The organism is Vibrio sp. 811 (assembly GCF_033339195.1).
On the sequence record NZ_JAWOUB010000001.1, the window covers coordinates 1 to 21,928 of the forward strand.

Annotated in this window: 20 protein-coding genes; 11 read left to right on the forward strand and 9 right to left on the reverse strand. The window is 43.9% G+C overall.

What is annotated here, in order from left to right:
- Positions 1-114: 114 nt before the first annotated feature.
- The gene (locus R7Q46_RS00005; protein ID WP_017634168.1) at positions 115-903 is read right to left on the reverse strand and encodes a M48 family metallopeptidase; all 789 of its coding nucleotides are present in this window, start codon (positions 901-903) and stop codon (positions 115-117) included.
- A 201-nt stretch (positions 904-1,104) separates the two neighbouring features.
- Here R7Q46_RS00005 and R7Q46_RS00010 point away from each other — a divergent pair, with 201 nt between their 5' ends.
- From R7Q46_RS00010 to cutA, 5 genes are all read left to right on the forward strand, one after another.
- Complete coding sequence (locus R7Q46_RS00010) at positions 1,105-1,539, forward strand: hotdog fold thioesterase (RefSeq protein ID WP_005376340.1); 435 nt, start codon at positions 1,105-1,107, stop codon at positions 1,537-1,539.
- Positions 1,540-1,545: 6 nt separating this feature from the next.
- Complete coding sequence (locus R7Q46_RS00015; protein ID WP_005376338.1) at positions 1,546-1,779, forward strand: DUF3389 domain-containing protein; 234 nt, start codon at positions 1,546-1,548, stop codon at positions 1,777-1,779.
- 79 nt (positions 1,780-1,858) lie between these two features.
- Positions 1,859-3,568 (forward strand): SgrR family transcriptional regulator, encoded by a 1,710-nt coding sequence (locus R7Q46_RS00020; protein WP_033907082.1) that lies wholly within the window; start codon positions 1,859-1,861, stop codon positions 3,566-3,568.
- Entirely contained in the window at positions 3,552-3,803 is a 252-nt protein-coding gene (locus tag R7Q46_RS00025) for a hypothetical protein (protein ID WP_005376334.1), read from the forward strand. The genes R7Q46_RS00020 and R7Q46_RS00025 overlap by 17 nt, the downstream gene beginning before the upstream one ends.
- A 14-nt stretch (positions 3,804-3,817) precedes the next feature.
- Positions 3,818-4,150, forward strand: coding sequence for a divalent-cation tolerance protein CutA (cutA, locus tag R7Q46_RS00030; protein ID WP_005376332.1), 333 nt, complete (start codon positions 3,818-3,820; stop codon positions 4,148-4,150).
- Here the strand turns inward: cutA and R7Q46_RS00035 are convergent.
- Positions 4,112-4,708, reverse strand: coding sequence for a DUF2238 domain-containing protein (locus R7Q46_RS00035; protein ID WP_005376330.1), 597 nt, complete (start codon positions 4,706-4,708; stop codon positions 4,112-4,114). The two genes, cutA and R7Q46_RS00035, sit on opposite strands and share 39 nt — an antisense overlap.
- Before the next feature lie 242 nt (positions 4,709-4,950).
- Between R7Q46_RS00035 and R7Q46_RS00040 the strand changes: the two genes are divergently transcribed.
- Together R7Q46_RS00040 and R7Q46_RS00045 are read left to right on the forward strand one after the other, a co-directional pair.
- Positions 4,951-5,790: an isopenicillin N synthase family dioxygenase gene (locus R7Q46_RS00040; protein ID WP_005376329.1), complete on the forward strand. Its 840-nt coding sequence runs from the start codon at positions 4,951-4,953 to the stop codon at positions 5,788-5,790.
- Positions 5,791-5,873: 83 nt separating this feature from the next.
- Positions 5,874-6,494, forward strand: a complete 621-nt coding sequence (locus tag R7Q46_RS00045) for a DNA-J related domain-containing protein (RefSeq protein ID WP_005376328.1) — start codon at positions 5,874-5,876, stop codon at positions 6,492-6,494.
- Between the two features lie 79 nt (positions 6,495-6,573).
- Here R7Q46_RS00045 and R7Q46_RS00050 read toward each other — a convergent pair whose 3' ends face one another.
- The 4 genes from R7Q46_RS00050 to tesA all read right to left on the reverse strand — a co-directional run bounded on the left by R7Q46_RS00050 (position 6,574) and on the right by tesA (position 12,276).
- A complete protein-coding gene (locus R7Q46_RS00050) occupies positions 6,574-8,229 on the reverse strand; it encodes an ABC-ATPase domain-containing protein (RefSeq protein ID WP_213866349.1) in 1,656 nt (551 codons plus the stop codon).
- A gap of 71 nt (positions 8,230-8,300) precedes the next feature.
- A complete protein-coding gene (locus R7Q46_RS00055; RefSeq protein WP_137282644.1) occupies positions 8,301-10,211 on the reverse strand; it encodes an EAL domain-containing protein in 1,911 nt (636 codons plus the stop codon).
- A 180-nt stretch (positions 10,212-10,391) separates the two neighbouring features.
- Positions 10,392-11,591, reverse strand: coding sequence for an enoyl-ACP reductase FabV (gene fabV / locus R7Q46_RS00060; RefSeq protein WP_262647643.1), 1,200 nt, complete (start codon positions 11,589-11,591; stop codon positions 10,392-10,394).
- An 82-nt stretch (positions 11,592-11,673) separates the two neighbouring features.
- On the reverse strand, positions 11,674-12,276 hold the full coding sequence (tesA, locus tag R7Q46_RS00065) for a multifunctional acyl-CoA thioesterase I/protease I/lysophospholipase L1 (protein ID WP_262647642.1): 603 nt from the start codon (positions 12,274-12,276) through the stop codon (positions 11,674-11,676).
- On the opposite strand from tesA, the gene R7Q46_RS00070 reads away from it, so the two are divergent.
- The 3 genes from R7Q46_RS00070 (at position 12,275) to R7Q46_RS00080 (ending at position 17,215) form a co-directional block, all read left to right on the forward strand.
- Positions 12,275-12,967, forward strand: coding sequence for an ABC transporter ATP-binding protein (locus tag R7Q46_RS00070; RefSeq protein WP_005376323.1), 693 nt, complete (start codon positions 12,275-12,277; stop codon positions 12,965-12,967). The two genes, tesA and R7Q46_RS00070, sit on opposite strands and share 2 nt — an antisense overlap.
- Entirely contained in the window at positions 12,967-15,423 is a 2,457-nt protein-coding gene (locus R7Q46_RS00075; protein WP_318077189.1) for an ABC transporter permease, read from the forward strand. Before R7Q46_RS00070 ends, R7Q46_RS00075 begins: the two co-directional genes overlap by 1 nt.
- 352 nt (positions 15,424-15,775) lie before the next feature.
- Positions 15,776-17,215, forward strand: coding sequence for an FAD-dependent oxidoreductase (locus R7Q46_RS00080; RefSeq protein ID WP_064376835.1), 1,440 nt, complete (start codon positions 15,776-15,778; stop codon positions 17,213-17,215).
- A gap of 28 nt (positions 17,216-17,243) precedes the next feature.
- On the opposite strand, the gene R7Q46_RS00085 is transcribed toward R7Q46_RS00080, so the two are convergent.
- Genes R7Q46_RS00085 through R7Q46_RS00095 form a run of 3 tightly spaced genes read right to left on the reverse strand, consistent with a single transcriptional unit; the run spans position 17,244 to position 19,614 of the window.
- Positions 17,244-18,179: a biotin-dependent carboxyltransferase family protein gene (locus R7Q46_RS00085; protein WP_005376316.1), complete on the reverse strand. Its 936-nt coding sequence runs from the start codon at positions 18,177-18,179 to the stop codon at positions 17,244-17,246.
- Positions 18,176-18,859: a 5-oxoprolinase subunit B family protein gene (locus R7Q46_RS00090; protein ID WP_064354778.1), complete on the reverse strand. Its 684-nt coding sequence runs from the start codon at positions 18,857-18,859 to the stop codon at positions 18,176-18,178. The genes R7Q46_RS00085 and R7Q46_RS00090 overlap by 4 nt, the downstream gene beginning before the upstream one ends.
- Entirely contained in the window at positions 18,859-19,614 is a 756-nt protein-coding gene (locus R7Q46_RS00095; RefSeq protein WP_005386314.1) for a 5-oxoprolinase subunit PxpA, read from the reverse strand. The genes R7Q46_RS00090 and R7Q46_RS00095 overlap by 1 nt, the downstream gene beginning before the upstream one ends.
- A gap of 319 nt (positions 19,615-19,933) precedes the next feature.
- Between R7Q46_RS00095 and R7Q46_RS00100 the strand changes: the two genes are divergently transcribed.
- Positions 19,934-21,892, forward strand: a complete 1,959-nt coding sequence (locus R7Q46_RS00100; protein ID WP_318077190.1) for a diguanylate cyclase domain-containing protein — start codon at positions 19,934-19,936, stop codon at positions 21,890-21,892.
- The last annotated feature ends 36 nt before the right edge of the window (positions 21,893-21,928 follow it).

A 21,928-nucleotide genomic window follows, 5' to 3' on the forward strand; every position in this document is an offset into this window, starting at 1 on the left:
ATTGGCGCTGGACTAAACAAAGGCCCCCTTTTAGGGGGCTCACACAAAGCCACCTTCTTTAGAAGGTGGTAATTTACTTGGCAAGCTTAAGTAGTAGACGATAGTAGCAATGAATTAGCCACATCTTGGTGCTTTCGCGTTATACGCAGGCAGCTTATTTATGGTTGCTTGTAAATCTTTAATGCGCGTACTGTGCGATGGGTGGGTTGAGAAGAATTCAGGTGGTTGAGAACCACCTGATGCAGCACTCATATTTTTCCATAAATCGACACTTTGACGTGGGTCGAAACCTGCTTTTGCCATGAATTCCAGCCCGACAATATCAGCCTCGGATTCCTGAGTACGACCGTATGGCAAGATAACACCGTATTGAACACCGACACCAAGTGCCGCCATCGTCATTTGTTGATACTGTTTGTACTCGGAAGCGCCAATGGCAACGTTTGCTAGAGACAACCCTGCATTTGCTAACTGACTTTGTGAAAGACGTTCATTACTGTGGTCAGCGAGGACGTGAGCGACTTCGTGACCAATAACTGTTGCCAACTGATCTTGGTTTTTCGCGACATCTAAAAGCCCGGTATACACGCCGATCTTCCCACCTGGTAGAGCAAACGCATTGACTTGTTCACTATCAAAAACAACGACTTCCCAGTCTTTAAATCCAGATTGAGCGGGAATGGTGTCAGTGATGTGTTTGGCAACGCATTGAACGTAGGCATTCGTTTTGCGATCTTTGCTGATTGGGATATCTTTCTTCATTTGTTCGAAAGATTTAGCGCCAAGCGATGACATTTCCTGATCTGAAAACATCAGGATCTGGTTGCGACCCGTCGGTGATGCGCTACACGCTGTTAAACCCGCGATAGTTAAAAGAGCAGAGGCTTTCATCCATACCTTCATAACAGGCTCCATTTAATTTTTTGTTTTGAAGCAATAGTATATACCCAAATAGTAACATGATGCATGGATCAAGTTATTCATCTGATTAATAAAGAAGGTGAGATGTTACGTCTTGAAGTTATGCCCAAGTAGCGTCTATGCTAGCTTCCTAGCACATCGTTACAACCTAACAAACCAGTTTGTGAAACTAAGAGTAAAACAATGAGTATATGGAAAAAGCCCGTAAGCATAGAGATTCTGAATGCCACGTCAAAAAATACCCTGATCGAGCACCTACAAATTAAATATACAGATTTCACTGACGACTCCCTTACAGCAACCATGCCCGTATGCAGCTTTACTCATCAACCTTTAGGAATGCTTCACGGTGGTGCATCAGTCGTGCTCGCAGAAACATTAGGCTCATTGGCTGCAAACTTCTCTGTCGATGAGGGCAGCTACTGCGTCGGTTTAGATATTAACGCGAACCATGTGCGAGCCATGCGAAGTGGTCATGTGATTGGTACGGCAAAACCGCTTCATCTGGGTATTTCAACGCAAGTGTGGCAAATCGATATCACTGATGAGCGAGGCCGTTTAGTGTGTACCAGTCGCTTGACCATCGCTGTGAAACAACACAAAACAAAGTCGGTATAAACTAAGATGGTGATTGAGTTTTCATTAGGAAAAATCATTGCAACCCAGCGTGAAATAGTGATTAAGCTCTCCGGCAGTGCAATGGTAACCTTGCAAGCGCAAACCGATGCAATTCAGTTGCTGGGTAGAGGAGCGAACGTTGTTTTATCTCATGGAGCAGAGTGCAAATGGTCTATCAAGCTGGACAACGAGGAACAACTGGCTGAACTTTCGCGAGAAATTGGTATCGATATTCAATAATTTATAGTGTGATGTTTGCACTTTTTGGAAAAAATGAGGAAACTTAGCTTATCGACAACAAGATAAGAATTTCCTCTTTATGAGTAGCCCTCGTTTACGTGTTCAGTTCGAAACACTGTTTGAAAAATTTTCCGGTCACGATACGGACGTTCAGCTCGAAGACATCACCGAAGCGTTGTTTTGTACACGTCGTAATGCTCGTATTGTTCTAAATAAACTTGAAGAAGAGGGCTGGATTGAGTGGCATCCGGCAGCGGGTCGAGGAAAACTTTCGAAACTCGTTTTTAAACGTAATCGAAGCGACGTCAGCGAAAACCTCGCCAGGCGTTATCTCGATGAAGGGAAAATCGGTCAGGCTCTAGATGCGCTTGATAACGATGCGGCACGATTGACGCAGGTTATCCAAGGTTATTTAGGGCTTCAGCATCGACAGGGCGAGCAGGTCGTGCGTTTGCCTTATTATCGACCATTGTCGATGTTAAACCCGCAGAAACCGATGCGGCGTTCTGAACAGCACATCGCCAGACAAATTTTTAGCGGACTCACTCGCCTTGATGAAAATGAACAACTTCAACCAGATTTAGCCCACACGTGGGAAGCAATTTCTGATACTCATTGGCGTTTTTATCTTCGTCGTGGAGTACGCTTTCATAACGGTGAACCGTTAACAACCAGTTGTGTTCTTGAAAGTGTGCTTGCGTTAAATAGCTTGAACTTGTTTTCTCACATAAAGCGGGTGTCTTCGCCACAAGAGTGGACCGTTGATATTGAGCTCATCCGTCCTGATCGCTACCTGCCTCTGGCTCTGAGTGAGTCGCAAGCAAAAATTTTGCTACCGAGTGCTTTGCGTTCTGAAAGCTTCGATAGACAACCGATAGGGACTGGGCCGTTCCAAGTTAAAATGAATGATGATAAGCGTCTTATTTTGACTGCTTTTGATGGCTACTTTGGTTTTCGCCCTTTACTTGACCAAGTGGAGGTGTGGGTAATCGATGAAGCCTATTCTTCAATGGTTTATCCAAGCCTGTCAAAGCCGAAGATGGATAAACAAGGTTCATCCGATGAAGTAGAGCTGGACCCTGGATGTACATTCCTATTACTAAACAAAAACACCGGGATTGCAAAAGATCCACGTTGGGCAGAGTTCCTCTCGCAAACCCTCAACAGTCACCAGATTTACGCGCATGTTCCACAAGATAAAGTGATGGAACTGGGAGTATTGCAAGCCTTTGGCCTTAAGCCCGGTTGGATTGATCTCAGGCCAGCGGAAGCGGGCAGCGTACCACAGGCTAATAAGGTAATTTCCGTAGCGTATCAGAAAAAGCATCCGATGTTTCCAGTAGTTGCCAAGGCCATCAAGACACTCTTAAAACCGCACGGTATAGAGGTTGAGTTTATTCGTTATGATTCTCAACCGCCCGCACCGGAGGAAGTGGATATCTGGGTGAAAGCTATGGGCATTGCAACGAACCGAAATGACGCGTTGGCGGGCTGGCTCCTGGATTACAGTGATATTGAGAAGTTCAGTTCAGGTTACGATTTTAGTGAATGGGCTAAACTTGTCGATCAATGGCGTGCCGGCATGCACACAGACTTTCCTGCGCGTGAGCTAGGACGACAATTAGTAAAAAGCTGTCAGGTGATTCCTATGTTTCACTGCTGGCTAGGCGTGAATAAAGACCACAGCGGTGCGTTACAAAATGCAAAGTGTAATGCCTTAGGTTGGTTTGATTTTAATAATGTATGGGTCAAACCGGATATAGAAAGTAACCATGGCGAAACCGAATAAAAAACAACCGACGAAAACCGTCGATATCTTTTGCTCTAAATGTAAAACTCAACTATTTAAGTACCGTAAAGGCGGGAAAGGCGCACTGGTTAAATGCTTCAAAGAGCGCATTGTTGACGATTTCACACAAACCCCATGTATTTGCCCCGCTTGCGGACAAGAGTTTGCAAGAGACACTTTAGTAAGAGGAACCCCCGCTTACAAAATGATTGGCGGCAAAGTGACGATGAAATAATAAAGGGCTAGAAAATGAGTATGAAACATGACTATTGCATGGTTTTAAGTACAACCAGTAATGAAAAAAATCGAGATCAGATCATTAAAGGTTTGCTAGATGCTCAATTAGCCGCGTGTATTCAAACGATGCCTATTGAAAGTCACTATGTGTGGAAAGGGGAGATTTGTACTGACAACGAATGGTTGCTGGTGATCAAAACTCGTCGAGAACTTTATGAATTGGTGGAAGAGAAAATAGAAAACCTGCACGAATACGAGGTAGCTCAAATCGTACAGGTTCCAATTGTTGATGGGTTTAACCCTTATTTAGAATGGTTGAGAGAATCGACGTTGAGCCGACATTAAGAATAACGACAACACTGCACCAACGGTATCGCACAACATATCTTTCTGGGCGTCCCATATGTCACCTTGCGAGCCCAGAAAGGCAATTCCCTCATCGCCACCAGCCAACTCCGCATACCACCATTCGATAATCTCATAGCCAGCAGCAAGTGACATGATAGCAAACAAAGCAAACCAGCAAGAGAACGCTTTGTTGAACCGTTTTTTGTTTATCAAGTATTCAGCGATCGGATATGCGTAAAGGCCAATTGAAAAGTGCGCAACGCGATCAAAATTATTTCGCTCTGAACCAATCATGTCGTTAAACCAGTCAAACGGCACTTCGGAGAACGTATATTTCGCACCGATAGTGTGCAAACAGAGCCAGATGAACATTAAAAAGTAAGCCGTATTACTGAACTGATAGCGAATCGAAATCGCCCAAATAGCAACAAGAATACCAATCGCCGGGATAATCTCCGCAAACCAAACTGCGCGTGAGTTAGGTTCCAACGCAGAAAATAAAAACACGATGGCATAAAAAATCGTTAATCCTAAGAGTGTCGAGGTGCTTTTCATAGAGTTACTTGATCCTTCAATTTATCTTACAGTGGGACTCCATAGATTGTGTTAATGATTGCACTTAATTGAACGCTGTGCAATTGATATTTTAATGGGTTTTTTGATCACTGAAAATGTTGATTTATTGGCAAACTGCTCAACATTAAAACGTTTGCGCGTGCAGTTTTCATTAAAGTTTGATTTACAACATGCCCATCCATAGAATCCATGATTCAGTCTAATAAAAAAGAAGTAAAGCCATGAAACTGGAAACTGTCGATTATCTTGCTGACGATGCTGCTCAACAGTTCGTTACCTCTCTACGCGAAACGGGGTTCGGTGTGTTGAAAAACCACCCGATTCCACAAGAGCTTGTAGAGTCAATTTACAAAAACTGGCATGAGTTTTTCTGTTCAGATCAAAAGAATGATTTTCACTTTAACGTAGACACCCAAGATGGCTATTTCCCACCTTCAGTGTCTGAAGTGGCGAAAGGGCACAAAGTGAAAGACATCAAAGAGTACTTTCATGTTTACCCTTGGGGGCAGATCCCAGAGCAGCTTAAAGCTGAAATCTTAGAGTACTACGAGCGTGCCAATGCATTTGCTCAAGAGCTATTAGGTTGGGTTGAAGCGTACGCACCTAAGGACGTTCAAGAGAAGTTCTCTATCGCGTTGTCAGAAATGATCAATAACAGCGACAAAACATTACTACGCGTGCTTCACTACCCACCGATGACAGGCGAAGAAGAGCCCGGCGCTATTCGCGCTGCTGCGCATGAAGACATTAACCTGTTAACGGTTTTGCCTGCTGCTAATGAACCTGGACTGCAAGTAAAGAGTAAAGAGGGTGATTGGATCGATGTACCATGTGACTTCGGGAACTTAATCATCAACATTGGTGATATGCTTCAAGAAGCGTCAGGTGGTTATTTCCCTTCAACGACTCACCGTGTAATCAACCCTACGGGTGGCCGTCAAGAAAAGTCACGTATCTCATTACCGTTGTTCCTGCATCCAAAGCCGGAAGTGGTGTTATCTGAGCGCTACACTGCACATAGCTACCTTATGGAACGTTTACGTGAGCTAGGGGTTATTTAACCTTTACGTGATCTCCTTACAAAGGCCGATGGTGAATGACTATCGGCCTGAATGGGGCCCTAAACTCGTGTCAGAGAGGATGAATGGAAGGACAACGTACTGTCAATAGTATTGAGCCTCATGCAATAGAAAATCCGCTGCTTTGGCCAATGTTAGAAATCCTGAGAAAACAGCCCTCTAATTGGAAAGTGCACACCTTGGCAAGCTCGTTGGGTGAACAAGGTTATATTTCAAAGCTGGACGACTCTCCCGATAAGGATTTATTCAAAAGAAACTTCCTGATCATGAATGCATTATATCAACTGCAAGACACTCTGTATCCGGATAGCTGGCTTCAAGTCGAAGCCATGGATATTCAGCTCATGTCTTCGATGGAAGCTTTGAGGCATAAGATCGATATTCATGATCCTTTGCGTGAGTATTACTTAGATTGGCGCAATTACGAAGCGGACGAAGATGAAGTGCGTCGACTGTTGAATGAATTTTGGACAACTTATCAAAAGTTCATCGGTGGTTCGTCAGTAGCCAGCGTAGATAAGACAAAGGCACTGTCACTATTTGAACTTAACACTGACGCTACGCCTGCGGAAATTAGAAAACAATGGCGAAAACTCGCGCTTCGTTGGCATCCTGATCGAGAAAATGGCGATGCAGAAAGATTTAGAGTTCTTTGTGAAGCGTGGAATGTACTGAGAAACGAATGATTCGCTAAGAATAAAGATAAAGGAAGGCAGCTAACTATAGCTGCCTTTTGATTGAACTGTCTCTGTCAGCGTATCAAAACTAGCATGATGACTTAAACTGAGATTTTCGCATGCGGTTGAGGGCAGCCATAACGTCTAGTGTGCGTGGTTTGGCTAAGTCGCCTTGCTTAGGAAGAGCGGCATGCCACTCACCAGACAGCATTTCTTCAATCTCCTTCGCCGGATGATTACACCAACCTGGGAGTTGAGCAATTTGGAACCATAACCAGCCAATTGTGTTGACTTCATCGGCTGACTCTATCTGTTCCAAAGCGCTAAGATCAGTAAACTCTTTACCAAATCGAAGTGACTCTTTGCCTTTCGCATTCACACGGAACTTGCCGTCAGTGAGAATATTCATCAACGCAACGCGGTTCAGTGCTCGAGGTGGGAAGGTCTGTAAACGTTCTTCTGACTCGTTATGGCGTTGAGTAGGGTGCTGAGCGATAACTTCTTTCGCTTTTTCAGTCACATCAACGGCTTGGTAGTCGTGCATTTGAATGACGGTATCGGCAACGTCTAAGTAGTCGCCCGACCCACCCATAACGATAATGGTAGAGATATCAAGATCATCTCGTAATTGACCAATGCGGTCGACGAGAGGAGTAATTGGCTCATCACCTTTTGCCACCAATGCCTGCATACGCTCATCTCTAATCATGAAGTTGGTAGCAGAAGTATCTTCATCAATCAATAATGTGCTTGAACCCGCTTCAATAGACTCTTGAAGCCAAGCGGCTTGCGACGTTGAGCCTGATGCGTCTTGAGTAGAAAAGTCCGCCGTATCTTTACCCATTGGTAAATGGTTGATGTAGTTCGACAGGTTCAAGTGGTGTACGCATCGGCCATCTTCGGCACGAATCTTCATAGCCTTGTTATCGGCAACAATGTATTCGCGACCATCTCCTGGAATATGATCGTAAATTGAACGCTCTATTGCATTTAATAAGGTAGATTTACCGTGGAAGCCACCACCTACAATCAGTGTGATACCTTTTGGAATTCCTAATCCTGTGACATGGCCCTTGTTTGGCGCATGTAAAGTGACTTGTAGAGATTCAGGGGCTTTAAACTCAACGGCTTCTTTCATTGGAAGGTCGCAATTACCTGCAATTCGAGGAAGAATACTGCCGTTTGCGACAAACGCGACTAAGTTATTGGCCTCTAACTGTTCTCGCAGGGCATCTTGGTCTTCAACAACTTGGCAGTGCTTAATTAAAGCGGCTTTGTCGAGTTCACGCTCTAAAGTTGCTCGACGGATAAACTTAGGCAGGTGGAAAGTCAGTATGTTGTTGGCTTTTTTCCCCAATACTGAACGACCTTCGGCTGGTAAGTTAACTCGAAAACGCAGTTCAATACCTTCTTCAGTAAACAACACCGCGGTGCTATCCAGTACAGTTTGGCCTGTCAGTGAAATTGATACTGAGTTTTCTTGTTTAGCAAACTGTTCAAAACTACGCGCAATAAAATCACGTGCACCTCTTTGAAATGCAGGAGACTCGTCTCTTAGCCACTCAAGACCAGTCAAAGACCATGCGCGAGTCGCACGAAAACGTGACGCCGATGCATAAGGGTCACCCTGTACATGATCGATAAACAAAGTGAAATCAGTGAAGTCGTATTGACCTTTGATTTGCTGATAAGCTCGGTAGTTCTGCTTTTCAATTTTCTTAAGCGTGGCAGTCAACTGATCCATGAAGATATTGGCCTTTTAATAGAAGCGGGCGGCGATTATAGAAACCACCGCCCTCATAGTAAAGAGAATGCTTAGGAAGAGTAGGCGTATTGCCCGCCAGAAAGGCGCTGATTAAACAAACTTTGCTCAAATTCATTACAAGGCATAGGTTTACCATAAAGAAAACCTTGTCCGATATCACAGCCCTCACCAATGAGAAACTGTTCTTGTTGAGGAGATTCAATGCCTTCGATCACGACTTGGAGCTCCAGTTTTTTCGCAATGTGTATGATAGAACAAATTATCGCGCGGTCATCGTCCGACTTTTCCATTTGCTGGACGAAGCTTTTATCAATTTTGATGGCATCAAATGGATATTTCTTTAAATAGCTGAACGAGGCATATCCTGTACCAAAATCGTCAAGTGACAACGTCACGCCTAGTTTGTGCAGTTTATTTAATGTAGTGCGTGCTACGACCTCATCGGCAATTAAAGCGCTCTCGGTCACCTCGAGCTCGAGAAAGTGTGCTGGCAAGTGAAAAGACTCGAGTAAGTGTTGCACTTGTTCCGCAAAATTTACGTTTTGTAATTGAATGGGAGAAACGTTGACGGCCATTTTGAAGTTATCAATTAACTCAGACCATTGTTTTGCTTTGTCTATCGCGGTTCGAAGAACAAAAGAGCCAACTTCAAAGATAAGCCCGTTTTGTTCAGCCATATGTATTAATGCTTCGTTGGATACGTCGCCAAGTATTGGATGCCTCCAGCGTAGTAACGCTTCTGCGCCAATCCACTTGTGGGTTTGAGGGTGTACTTTGGGTTGAAAGTAGAGCATTAGGTCGTCGTTTCTTACCGCTTGCAATAAGTAGCTTTCCAGTTGATTGTGGTTGTTGAGTTCATTTGAATGGCTTTCACAAAAATAACTATACGCTTCGCCAGATTCTTTACACAAAAGCATGGCATAACATGCGTTCTGGAGTAGTTGTTTAGCATTGCTGGTTCGGTGAGCTTGTACAACACCAATGTAAGAGTTTAGGTGAACCTCTGTGTCTTTTACATAAAAACTTCCCATACCAATATCGGTAATATCATTCAGTAGCTGATGCAATTTTATATCGATGTCTGTGCCCCAAACGAGCAATACGAGGTCATTGGAGCTAGGCCTCCCCGTAACAAAATGTCTGGACTCCCGCTTACCAAGACGATACCGAAACTCTTTCAATATTTCGTCGAAAGCTTCAAAGCCATAACGGGTTTGGATACTGCGTGCATTGCTAAAACCAATGTTTATTACGATTAATGATTGCTGACTGTGATCTAACGTTCTGAGTGTGTCGCTGACTATATTTTCGAGTGCTGCTCGGTTTAGGAATCCAGTTCCTTGATCGTGTGTTTTTTGGTAGCTCACCTGCTTTTCAGCGGCTCTGCGACGATCAATCTCTTGCGTTAGGGAATAACTTAACTGCGCCAAATCTGTAGTGCGATTCTCAACTCTATTTTTGAGTTCGTTGTTAAGACGCTGAAGTTTGTGTTGCTGATGCACGATGGAAAGCTGCGCTTCGATTGAATCTTTAAAAGTCCCAAGCAATTGCCGGTAAGTGTCGCAGTATTCATTCTCCTTAGAATCAAGCATGCAAATAGTTCCAAACGTCTCTCCATTTGGCCAGAATAGCGGTAAGCCGCAATAAGAGATCATACCTAGTTTGATATCAGGATTATTTTGCCACTCTTCATCTTCAAGCGCGTTTGGGACAATAAGTTCACTTTTGTGTTTTATGACATGCTCACAATACAAACCGTTGCCAAGCAACTCAGTATCGCCAGTACGATAAGGATTACCTATAGTTTCGCTGGATGTATTTACTTCTATGCGATCTGGATGGATACGCATAATTAATGTGGTGGGTACGTGCGTTATTTGAGCCAGTAAGTTGACGATTTCCTGCCAACTTCTTCGCATAGACTCAGGGATTTCGTAGTCTAATGTTTGCAATCTCCCCATATAGGTCATCCTTTACGTGGTTTCACTTCCTGTGAATTAAAAATGCAGACTGCTCTATTTTGTTCTCGCTTTTTAATTAAGTATAGGGTGGCTAGGGCTCGAAACAAAAAAAAGTCCTGAAAAGTGTTCAGGACTAGGAATAGTTGTCACATATCTCATCCTTGAAACAGGTAACAAGCATCAAGGCTTAAGCGACATTAACGATTCAATAGAAATGTCTTGCGAATAGTCGACATATTCAAAGTTAAAGCCATTGAGCTTCATAAACTCATCTTTAAAACCTTGGTAATCACCAATCTCTTTAAAGTTTTCAGCATTCATCTGTTCTAAAAGAGCGTGGACTTCTTGTTGAACTTGCGGTTCAAGTTCCAAGTCATCTATTCGAATCAAGCGTTCGCCGTCAACTGGCACTTTCTCTTGATCGTATAACTTCGTAGTAAACAGTCGCTGCATTTGTTCAATACAGCGTTCGTGAGTACCTTTTTCCTTCATCACTCGATAAAGCGCTAACAGGTAGGGACTTAGCGCAGGGATGAATACACTGGCTTTCGTCACCAACGCCTTACACACGGTTGCGTAAGCACCGCCGTCAAAGTTGGCGAGTTTGAGGTTTAATGAATGACTGGTTTGGTGTAAATCGATTTTCGCTCGACCTAACGTACCATCGAGATAAATTGGGTGCGTAATGTCAGGGCCCATGTAAGAAAAGGCGATGGTTTTGCAGCCGTTTGCGATAGAGTCGTTATTGATGAGTGTGTCAATCCAGCTTTCCCAGTCTTCGCCGCCCATTACTTTAATGGTGGCATTGGCTTCCTCTTCTGTTGCAGGCGTTAAGGTGGTTTCTATCCACTTATCGTTCTCCAGCATGATAGAAGCGCCAGTGACAGGTTCACCAATAGGTTTAATGACACTGCGCCAAAACTCATCAGATTCAGGTTTAGGTCGAACACCGGTTGCCAAGCTATAGATGACTAAGTCAACTTCACCCTCAAAGTACGTTTCAATGGCTTCAATCACTTGATTGCGCACCGAACCAGAGAATGCATCACCAACAATATTTATTGCGGTACGCCCGGCTTGATTTGCTTCTTGCTTAAAAAAGACGTTGTTATACCAACCCGCACTCCCAACCCCTTTCTCTGAAGGGCCACGCTCAAATGAGACGCCAATGGTATCGGCGTTAGCGCCACCGAACGTTAAGGCGATTCGTGCCGCTAGGCCGAAACCAGAGGAGGCTCCAATAATCAAAACCCGTTTTGGGCCTTTTTTGATCTGTGGGGCGCGTTTTACGTATTCAATTTGCTCTTTAATAGATGCATGACACCCTTTGGGGTGCGCAGAGCGAGCAACAACACCTTGAATTAACGGTTCTATTCGCATGTTGTTATCTATCCTCGATGAGTGGAATTGAAAATAGATTAACGTAAAGTTACGTAAAACTTATTGAGCTAGACCATTAAAATTAGAGATGTTTAATTAATTCTTGAGCAACGAAATCAGCGATCCAAGGTTGTGCATCTGGTTTTGGGTGAAGGCCATCATCCATCATCCACTCTGGTTTGGTGACAACATGCTCTAAGAAGAATGGCATCAAGGCAACTTGTTGATGCTGTGCAAGCTTAGGGTAGATATCGTAAAACATATCGCTATAGCGCTTACCATAATTAGGTGGAACCTGAATTTGCATCATGACAACGTCCGCACCAGAATCTTTTATCATGGTAATCATTTTTGAAAGATTCGACGTAATAAGTTTAGGAGGGAAACCTCTTAGGCCATCGTTGGCACCTAACTCAATAAGTACCATGTCAGGGCTATGCTGAGTTAGCAACTGAGGTAACCGTGCTAAGCCATTGCCGGTTGTATCGCCAGAAATGCTGGCATTAATAACTGTTACATCTTGACCATGTTCTGACAACGCATCAGGGAGTAAGCTAGGCCAACTCTCTTCGATCGGCATCTGATAGCCTGCACTCAAGCTATCACCCAAGACAAGTAGTTTTTCGCTCGCATGTGCAGTAGCGGAAAAACAAAAAAATAGAACTAAGGAAAGTATACGAATCATGCAAACACCTGTACTTAATGCACCTATTGTTCAAGCCAATTTGGTTTCTAAACAAGTCTCTACTAATCAAGAACAATTAACAATCCTCAAAGACGTAAATGTTGACATCCGAAAAGGAGAAAAAATCGCCATCGTCGGAACTTCCGGTGCAGGTAAGTCAACATTGATGACGTTGCTAGCTGGTCTTGATACGCCGACATCAGGCGAAATTACTTTATTAGGTCATGAATTATCAAAACTGGACGATGAAGCACGTGCGAAAATTCGGGCTGACTCTTTAGGTTTCGTTTTCCAAAGTTTCCTGTTAATCCCGAGTTTGAGTGCATTACGTAATGTCACACTTCCTTGTCTTTTACGTGGTGAAGCCGAAGATGAAGCAAGAGCAGCGGAATTATTAGCTGCTGTTGGATTGGAAAAACGTGTCGACCATTTACCAAGCCAGTTATCTGGTGGTGAACAACAGCGAGTTGCGCTAGCGCGTGCATTTATGACACAGCCTGAGCTGTTGTTCGCAGACGAGCCTACCGGCAATCTTGACCATCAAACCGCAGACAAAGTGATTGAGCTGCTATTCGATCTTAATGAACAGCACGGGACAACTCTGATTTTAGTAACACACGATGGTCATCTAGCAAGCCGATGTGACCGTATCTATCGTATGGAGGCGGGTGAGCTTAAGGAGGAGATATAATGTCTGCAGTATCATCAAGTGAAGCAACATCCACAGAGCAAAACAGTACAACACAGCACTCGTCGAATAAAAGTTTGATACGCTGGAGTTTCGGCGAAATAAGGCAGGGGAATCTTTGGCCTATTAGCGTTGCTCTTATTCTCGTGATTGCGAGTATCTTTGCGCTTTCTGCATTAGCAGAACGAATGGAGCAGGTGATCGTCAAGCAGGGGAAGGACGCATTAACGGCAGATGCGGTGTTTGTGTCTGCTAATCCCATTCCGGACACGTTGTTAGCCTCGACTGAAAGCCTTGACCGTTCGATGATGACGCGATTTGCCACTATGGCATTTAGCGATAATGGTATGCAGCTTATTTCTGTAAGGGCGGTGGATGATAATTACCCTTTAATGGGAGAGCTCGTTCTTGAAAATAATCCAGCCGGTCGCGTTAAAGAGAACCAACTCTGGCTTGATGAGCGGATTATGACTCAACTAAGCGTAAAGTCAGGTGACAGTGTCACGATAGGCGATGCCGAGTTTACTGTATCAGGCGCAGTATTGATGGAACCAGGCTTGAGCTTTAATCCATTTCAACAAATGCCTTCTGCATACATTCATCAAAGTGACGTAGATAAAACAGGAGCAATTCAAGTTGGGAGCCGAGTTCAATACCGTCTGTTTTTACAAGCCGATGATAAAACACTAAAGAGCTTACAAGATGATACGCGGCTTTCTCCGAGCGATCGCTGGCGCACGCAAGATACTGCCAGTCGTAGTAATGAGGTTTTTGAACGTACGACGCAGTATCTGTCTTTGACCGTAGCAATTGTCATCATTATGGCGGCGACAACATTGGTTCTTACTTGTCAAAATTACGTGAACAGCCGGACACAAACTATTGCGATGTTGAAAAGTCTTGGTGCGAGCCGCCGATGGATTGAAAAGTGGTTATTTATTCAAGTCACAATCCTTCTCATTAGTGCCAGTGTCGTCGGCCTACTGCTAGGGAGCGGGCTGGAGTATTTATTACGCATTCCACTCAAAGACTTATTACCCGATCCACTCCCTAGTTACGGCGTCACACCATTTTTGGTGGCATTTATCTCAGCAGTCTTGATTACGGTGCCCGCTCTCGGTATACCATTGTTAGGCTTGATTAAAACTCCCGCGTTAGAAGTGCTACAGCAGGGCAAAGCGCAACGTTCTTGGAAGCGAATGTTACTTGTTCTAGTTCCCGTTGTTCCATTGCTTTTACTGTATGCAGACAACACCTTAGTTTGGATCGTGCTCACTGGTATAGCGGTACTGTTTGTGGTACTCGCAGCAGTTAGCGTCATACTCACAAAACTGTTTGCACGTGTTTCAACCCATCCTGCAATGAAGCTTGCGTTGAGTCGTATCAACCGGACGCCAGTAACCAGCGGTCTACAGTTTGGTGCTTTGGCATTATCTTTGATGTTGCTGTCTATCATTTGGCTTGTGCGCAGCGATATTCTCGCGGATTGGGAGAGAACCTTACCTGCAGACGCGCCAAATGTGTTCGCTTTGAACATTGGTGATTATGAGCTCGATAACTACCTAGAAACCCTAGATAAAAATGGAGTTACGCGGTCACAAGCTTATCCAATAATTCGTGGACGACTAACAGAGATTAACGGTCAAAACGTCAAAGAGATTGATTACGAAGGAGAAGGTTCTGACGCGATACGTCGAGAGCTAAACCTGACATGGGGAGATACCCTACCAGAATATAATGATGTGCTTTCGGGTGAATGGACAAACAAAGGGAGTGTATCTGTAGAAGCGGATGTAGCAAATGACTTAGGCATAAAACTCGGTGATACGCTGCGCTTTGTAATAAACAGCCAGAATTACGATGCAGTAGTAGATACCATCCGTTATGTCGAATGGCGTGACATGAAGCCTAACTTTTATTTTATTTTCTCATCTGACGTGATGGCTAATTTACCTGGTTCTTACCTCATCAGTTATAGGATTGAAGAAGGAAATGAAGCGTTGTTGACGTCAATGTCACGTGCTCACCCAACGGTCTCTGTTTTAGATATCCGAACTATGGGCGAGAAAATTCAGGCTTTGATTCAGCAAATCGTATCAGCAATCACCATCCTTGCTCTTTTAGGCGTTGTTGCTGGTCTGCTGCTCATCTTTACGCTACTGAGGTTAAGCTTGTCCCAACGACAACAAGAGATTCGTTTGTATCGCACATTAGGTTCAAGTAAGAAACGGATCAACACAACCCTGTGGGCCGAGTACGGAATTATGGCGTTGATTGCTAGTGGTGTTGCGGTATTCGCTGCGGAAGTTTGTGTGGCCGCAGTCATGACATATGGATTCGATCTCAATGCACAAATTCACCCCGAATTGTGGATAGCTTTACCGCTTGCAACATTTGTTACGTTGGCACTTGTAGTGATGAGTTTGTTGAAAAGATTGTTAACTCCAGTAAACACTTAATCGCAGCGAGTGTTATCAAGTTTGGAACACTCCATGACACTTTTATTTTAGTTATCCACAAAAACAGTGGATAACTTTTGGGATAACTAAATGGGGTAAAAAGTGGGGTGTTTCTGCAGGCTTTGCGCCATGGGTCTTACAGTGAAATTCTTATTCACATAGACACAAAAAAGTGTCTTCTTAACCATGTCGTCAAGTACTTTTTCGCAAATTTTTTCTACTTTAATGCACTTTACAGGCGCTGTTGGATATTTCGCAAACCCATGAACTTTTTGTGATTTTAATCAAGTCCAAACACGAGTAGAATTCACCGTTAGTAAAGAATTTTCCTTATAAAATTTTTAGTGAAGCAATGAAGTCTGAGTTTCCAAGTTATAAAGATAAGCATATCGCTGTTGTTGGTGGCGGTGTAGCAGGTGCAACAGCAGCAATTCATTTTGCGGAGCTGGGTTTTAAAGTTTCCGTAATAGAGAAGGGCGTATCACTAGTAAATGGTCCACCCATTTGTCATTTGCATGCTGGTGGTAATTTATATCGAGAGATTTCCCAGCAACAATGCTTAGACTTGTTAGCACAATCTATCGATACTGTTCGCCTGTATCCGCTTTCACTGAATATTCGTCCGACAATCATCGCGGTTCCTCATTCCGATGGTGGAGACCCATCCACACTAATTCCGCGATTAGAGGTTGTGAAAAGTGCTTATCAGACGCTCGTTGATAAAGATGAGAGTAATAAAGTGCTCGGCGAGCCAAGCGAATACTACAAACTGTATTCAAAAGCGGAGCTAGAAGCTCTCGCGCAACGTACTCAACCAAGTCATCCTACAAACTTCGATGAGTGGTGCATTCCTTTTGCTCAACATGCTGATCTTGAAGCGCTAAAGTATCCGGTTGTCGCAGTTCAAGAATATGGTTGGAGTGTTTTTCGCCTCGCCGCAATTGCCAACTTAACACTAGATACGCTTCCTAATGCTTCGGTCTTCACACAAGCAACGTTTAAGCAAGCCGATTGGATGGGGGAACACTGGCAACTTGGCTATGAACGTGAAGGTATCGATTACCTGATGACATGCGACTACTTGGTTAACGCGTGTGGCTTTGAAACAGGCTCAATTGACAACACAGTTGGTGCCAAGCGAGACAGGTTGGTGGAGTTTAAAGCCGCTTACGTTACGAGGTGGGCAGACTGTCAACAACAATGGCCAGAAGTTATTTTTCATGGCCCGCGTGGAACCGATAAAGGAATGGCTCAATTGACGCCTTATGGCGATGGTTACTTTCAACTTCATGGTATGACAAAAGGAATCACGCTGTTTGAAGATGGTTTAGTGGAGAGCACGAACTCATCTGCTCAACCTGAACTGCCTATGCCTTTACTCTCGAAGATCCGTTACGGCTGGAGAGAAGAAGTGTTAGAAGAGCGAACGAACAACGCCATCAAACACATGGCGCAGTTTATTCCCGACTATCACTCTGCTGTAAAAGGAGGAAAAGCATTGTTTGGCGCTCAGCAAATTCCCGGAACAGACCCAGTACTCAGAGCGGCAGATGTGACTTTTGAAGATAACCACTACGCGAGAATAGAGGTGGTAAAAGCGTCATCGACACTACTCGCAGCGCAAAAAATGCTTCAATTCTGGTTTGACATCGATCCTAACCAAAATGTGGAAACACAGCATCCGGTCGCTGTAAAGTGGTCTGAACAAGAGGTCGAGCAGTACGCGATTAAACTCACTCAAGAGCGAGGCTATCCACAAGCTTTAGCAGTGCGTTATGGTATGCCTGCATAATCGGCTGTGTTTGGGCTCAGTGGTTGTATTAATACCCAAAAAACTGAGCCCATTGGCACCATACTTCTTGCAAGCCTAGCCTATCTCCTTTCACAAAATTGACTTTTTGTCCGGGCTTCGCCTGTGCCAGTCTAGGTAAGTCAATACGGGCTACGCAGCCAAATTTAGGATACCCGCCAATAGTCTGGTGATCGTTGAGCAGCACAATAGGGTTACCATCGCTAGGTACTTGAATTGAACCTAATGCAATTCCCTCTGATAGGACGCCTTCGTAAGGTGGACGAATGTTATTGCCCTCAAGACGGTAGCCCATGCGATTCGAATTGGGGGAGATGATGAATGCTTTGTTGTAAAATGCTTGGCGAGCGTCTTCATCAAAGTCCTCGTTCTGATAGCCTTCAATCACTCTCAGCTTAATGGGTAAGTTGTAATCTGGCTTAAAGCGAAACGTCATTTGCCTTGGTTTACGTTTCGGTAAGTTATGAGGGACAAAGGGAAGAATATCGCCAGCTTTCAAAGCGCCACCATTTGAATCATAACCACCTAGAGATTCTCGCAAGACGGTCGATGCGCTTCCTAAGTGCTGAGCAACATTGAATCCACCTTTAACCGCTAGGTAGGAGCGAAGTCCATTCCTTGCGACTCCGAACTGAAGCTTCTGTCCTTTTTTCAACGTAAAGTCAGACCAATTTGAAATAGGTTCACCATCTATTTTTGCATTTAAATCACCGCCACATATAGCAAGGTGGCAGTTATGCAAGGCAATAAAACAAGCGTTACCCAAAGTAATTTCAATCGCAACGCAATTGACTACGTTACCAAGCAAATGGTTGGCCCAACTGTAAGCATAGTCGTCGACCGGGCCACCTTGAGTCACACCGACATGCGCCAAGCCAAAACGACCAAAGTCTTGAACTAAAGAGAGCGGTCCTGGCTTTTCCACCAGTAATCCACCGTAACTCATAGTACGCCTCCTAAATCGATAAACTCTTGTTTTGAAATAGCATTAAAGGTGACCTTGTCACCCACTTCAAACGGTATAAAAGGAGGAGAGTCGGAGAAGAGCGCAAGCGGGCTTTTACCAATAATGTTCCATCCGCCAGGACTATCTGATGGATAGACGGCCGTTTTAGAGTCTGCGATTCCGACACTTCCGGCCGGCACGTGAGTTCTTGGTGTGGCAAGCCTTGCCATGTGCAATTGAGTATCAACGTCAGAGAGAAATGCAAAGCCTGGAGCAAAGCCAATTGCAGAAACCGCGTACTCGGTTTTCGTATGCAGGGTAATAAGATCGTCTAATGACAGACCTCGCTTTTTAAAACGAGATAGATCTAACGCGGTTTCTTCAGAGTAATATACAGGGATAGTAATGTGATTCGGCTGGGAAAGCTTAAGTGATTGAGTATCAAACTGGCTCACGATTTGTTGCAGCTCATTGACTAAGTTCTTTTCGTTGATTCGAAAAGGTAAGTAATCAATGAGAATAGTTTGATAGGAGGGGACAACGTTCATAACAATTGAAGCGAAAGTTTCTCTTATGCTGCGAGCAAGCTCTCCGACTGCATTTTCAGAAATACTCTCATCAAACTTAATGAAAATACTGCACTCGGAGATCAAAGAGATATTAAATTTCTCTTTATGCATTAATTTCCTCCAGCGTATAGGCTTTGGCGGATCTTTTGGATCAGCGCGATCGACTCTTCATTGTCACCATGAACACAAATTGTATCGGCTTCCAATAATATGTAACCGCCTGAAGCGGTTTTGACACGCCCAGAGTCAGCTAAGGTCCGGACTTGCTCAAGTATCGCGTGCTCGCTTTTTAACACGGCATTGGGCTGTGTTCTAGGAGTCAGTAAGCCGTCATCTTGGTATAAACGATCTGCAAATGCTTCAAATAGCAAGGGAACATCATAATCGTCTGCGATTTCTAAGTATTTTTCGTTTTCCTGTGAAGCTAGGATCATTAACGGTACTTTGAACAGTGCTGCCGCCTTTACTACCGCTCTAAATATCGCATCACTTTTCATCATGTCGTTGTATAGAGCACCATGAGGCTTTATGTAACTGATGTCTGTGTATTGCGCCCGGCATAATGCTTGTAAAGCACCAACCTGATATATAACCATGTTCGTAATTTCATCACCCGTCATGCTTATGCTTCGTCTGCCAAAGCCTTGTAGGTCGGCGTAACCTGGGTGTGCGCCAATATCAACATCGTTGTCATTCGCTAGGGTGATGGTGTCGTGCATGACATTAGGGTCGGAGGCATGAAAACCACACGCGATGTTCGCCATATCAACATGGGGCATCACGTCTTCATCTGCGCCCATACTCCAAGAGCCAAAGCTCTCGCCCATATCACAGTTCAATGTAAGTTGCTGTTTATTCAATGTCATACGTTTTATTTCTACACAAGCAATGGGTTTACGATGCAGGAAAATGCATCTAGGTTCAGTGACTCACTTCATTCTTCTATCATGAAAACGAGGCTTTTTGAGCAGATAGGTGACGAAAAAGATCACGTTAGTCCATAAAGATGTTGCCGTTATTTGAGTTGATCCGAATTTTGAGGTATTTCGTTTCTTTTCCATCCAATTTTTGAGAATTTAAGGTTATTTTGCATTAGCATCGTGTTAATCTTGTCGCCCTTCATGGGTGATAGATTGCATAATGGTTCTTCTGTCATTTTTGTGGTTGTCTGCGACAGGAATATATATGTCATTACGAGCGAAGCTTATTTGGCCTCTTCTGGTCTTTTTAACGGCTATCTTTGTTATCTCAAAAGGTTACACCTCGTATACTGTATACCAATCGTCTAAGCATGAACTGGTCGAGCAGACAAGAAAGTTGATTAACAACGTTTCTTTCTCAATTAAAGATGCGCTGACGACAAAGGACAAGCAAAAAGCTCAAACTATTCTCGCCAACTTTTTAAACCAGCCAAATGTAACGCGGGTCAAACTTTATGACCAAGATGACCAACCATTCGCTGTTATGGAGATAAGTGGGGCACTGGCACCCGTTCCAAGTCAAACCGAAAGAAGTAGGTTGCACGCTCTAGGGTATGCCTTATCAACCAAATTTCTTTATGTTCTAGAGCCGATTATCCATGATGGCTATGTCATTGGTAGCATGAGAGTTACGCTTTCTCATCGCCCAATTGTAGAAGCCATACAATCTTTACTTCAAGATGGCGCTTTACTTCTTCTGTTTCTGATCGCTGGTGGCACTGTTTTTTACATAAGTATCGAGAGGCTTGTTCTCAAGCCCGTGATGGAACTCAACCGCGTAATAGAGAATGTGACACACGGACGAAACACGGAAAATCAAGCTCGCTATTACGCCAAGGATGAAATTGGAGACCTCGCGAGCTATTTCAATCAAATGATGAATAGGTTAACAGTACGTGAGAAGCAGCGGCAACATTCGCTAGACACACTAGAACAAAAGCGCGCATTTTCAGAAGAGGTTATCGAATCTGTTCAGCATGCATTAGTTATTACAGACAATTCCGGACGTGTTATTCATTGTAATACGGCGACCCAGCAAATATTTCAAAAAAAATTAGATGAACTTAAATATGCCAATATTCGTGATCTAATTAAAACTAAAACACCGAATGAGCTGAGTCAGATCCTGAGTCGAGGCCTAGAGTGCGATGATATTCACCTCAAAAATGCAGATAATGAACAGCAGTTGAGCCTAACCAGTCGTCGCCTCTCGACACATGAATACTTACTGTTTTCGATTCAAGATATCACCGAAATTGAAGAAGCCATAAACCGGCAACGTGTTGCGGGACGTGTTTTTGAAAGCAGCCAAGATGGTCTCATTGTTCTTAATCATCGCGGTGTCATTACGATGGCAAACCCTGCCGTCACTAAGTTAGTCGGCTTAGAGGTGGATCAGCTTATTGGGAAGTCATTCATCCAAACGCTAAAGTGGCGCAAGTTACAGGAAATGATGCCTAGTATCATCGAGTCGATAGAAAATTATGGCGTTTGGCAAGGTGAAGTTATCGAGAAGAACCATATTGGTCAGTTTGTACCGATGTTTGCTCGAGTCAATCGTATCGTTAAGTGTGAAGACTATGGTTTCTATGATCTGGTTATTGTTCTTACCGACCTTTCCGGCGCAAAAGAGATGGAACGATTAGAGCATTTAGCTCATCACGATGCTTTAACGGGGTTAGCCAATCGATCTAAGTTCCATTTAGAGTTGGAACAACTAGTACAACGCTCTGGATACTTGCGTGACGAATTTGCAGTTTTGTACCTCGATCTGGATGGATTTAAAGAAGTTAACGATACCTACGGTCATGATGCAGGTGATGAAGTTTTGAAAAAAGTTTCCGAGCGTCTAACATCTGCGACGAGACATAGTGATTTAATCGCAAGACTTTCTGGTGATGAATTTGTCATGTTGGTTAATCCCGCCAATCAAAAAGTGGTCACCCGAATAGCAGAACAGTTGCTCGAGAGCATATGTGCTCCAATTGAGTACAAAGGTCACTTACTCAAAGTTGGCGTTAGTATCGGCGTAAAATTAGTCGGCGTAAATGAGCGCGATGCTACTCGAGTTTTAAAAAGTGCGGATACGGCAATGTATCAAGCAAAGAAAGCCGGGAAAGGCCAAGCAATATTAATGGGATGCGAATTACAAGAGACAGTTTAAATCGTAACGTCAAAGCTTTAAACTAACTCAATTCGC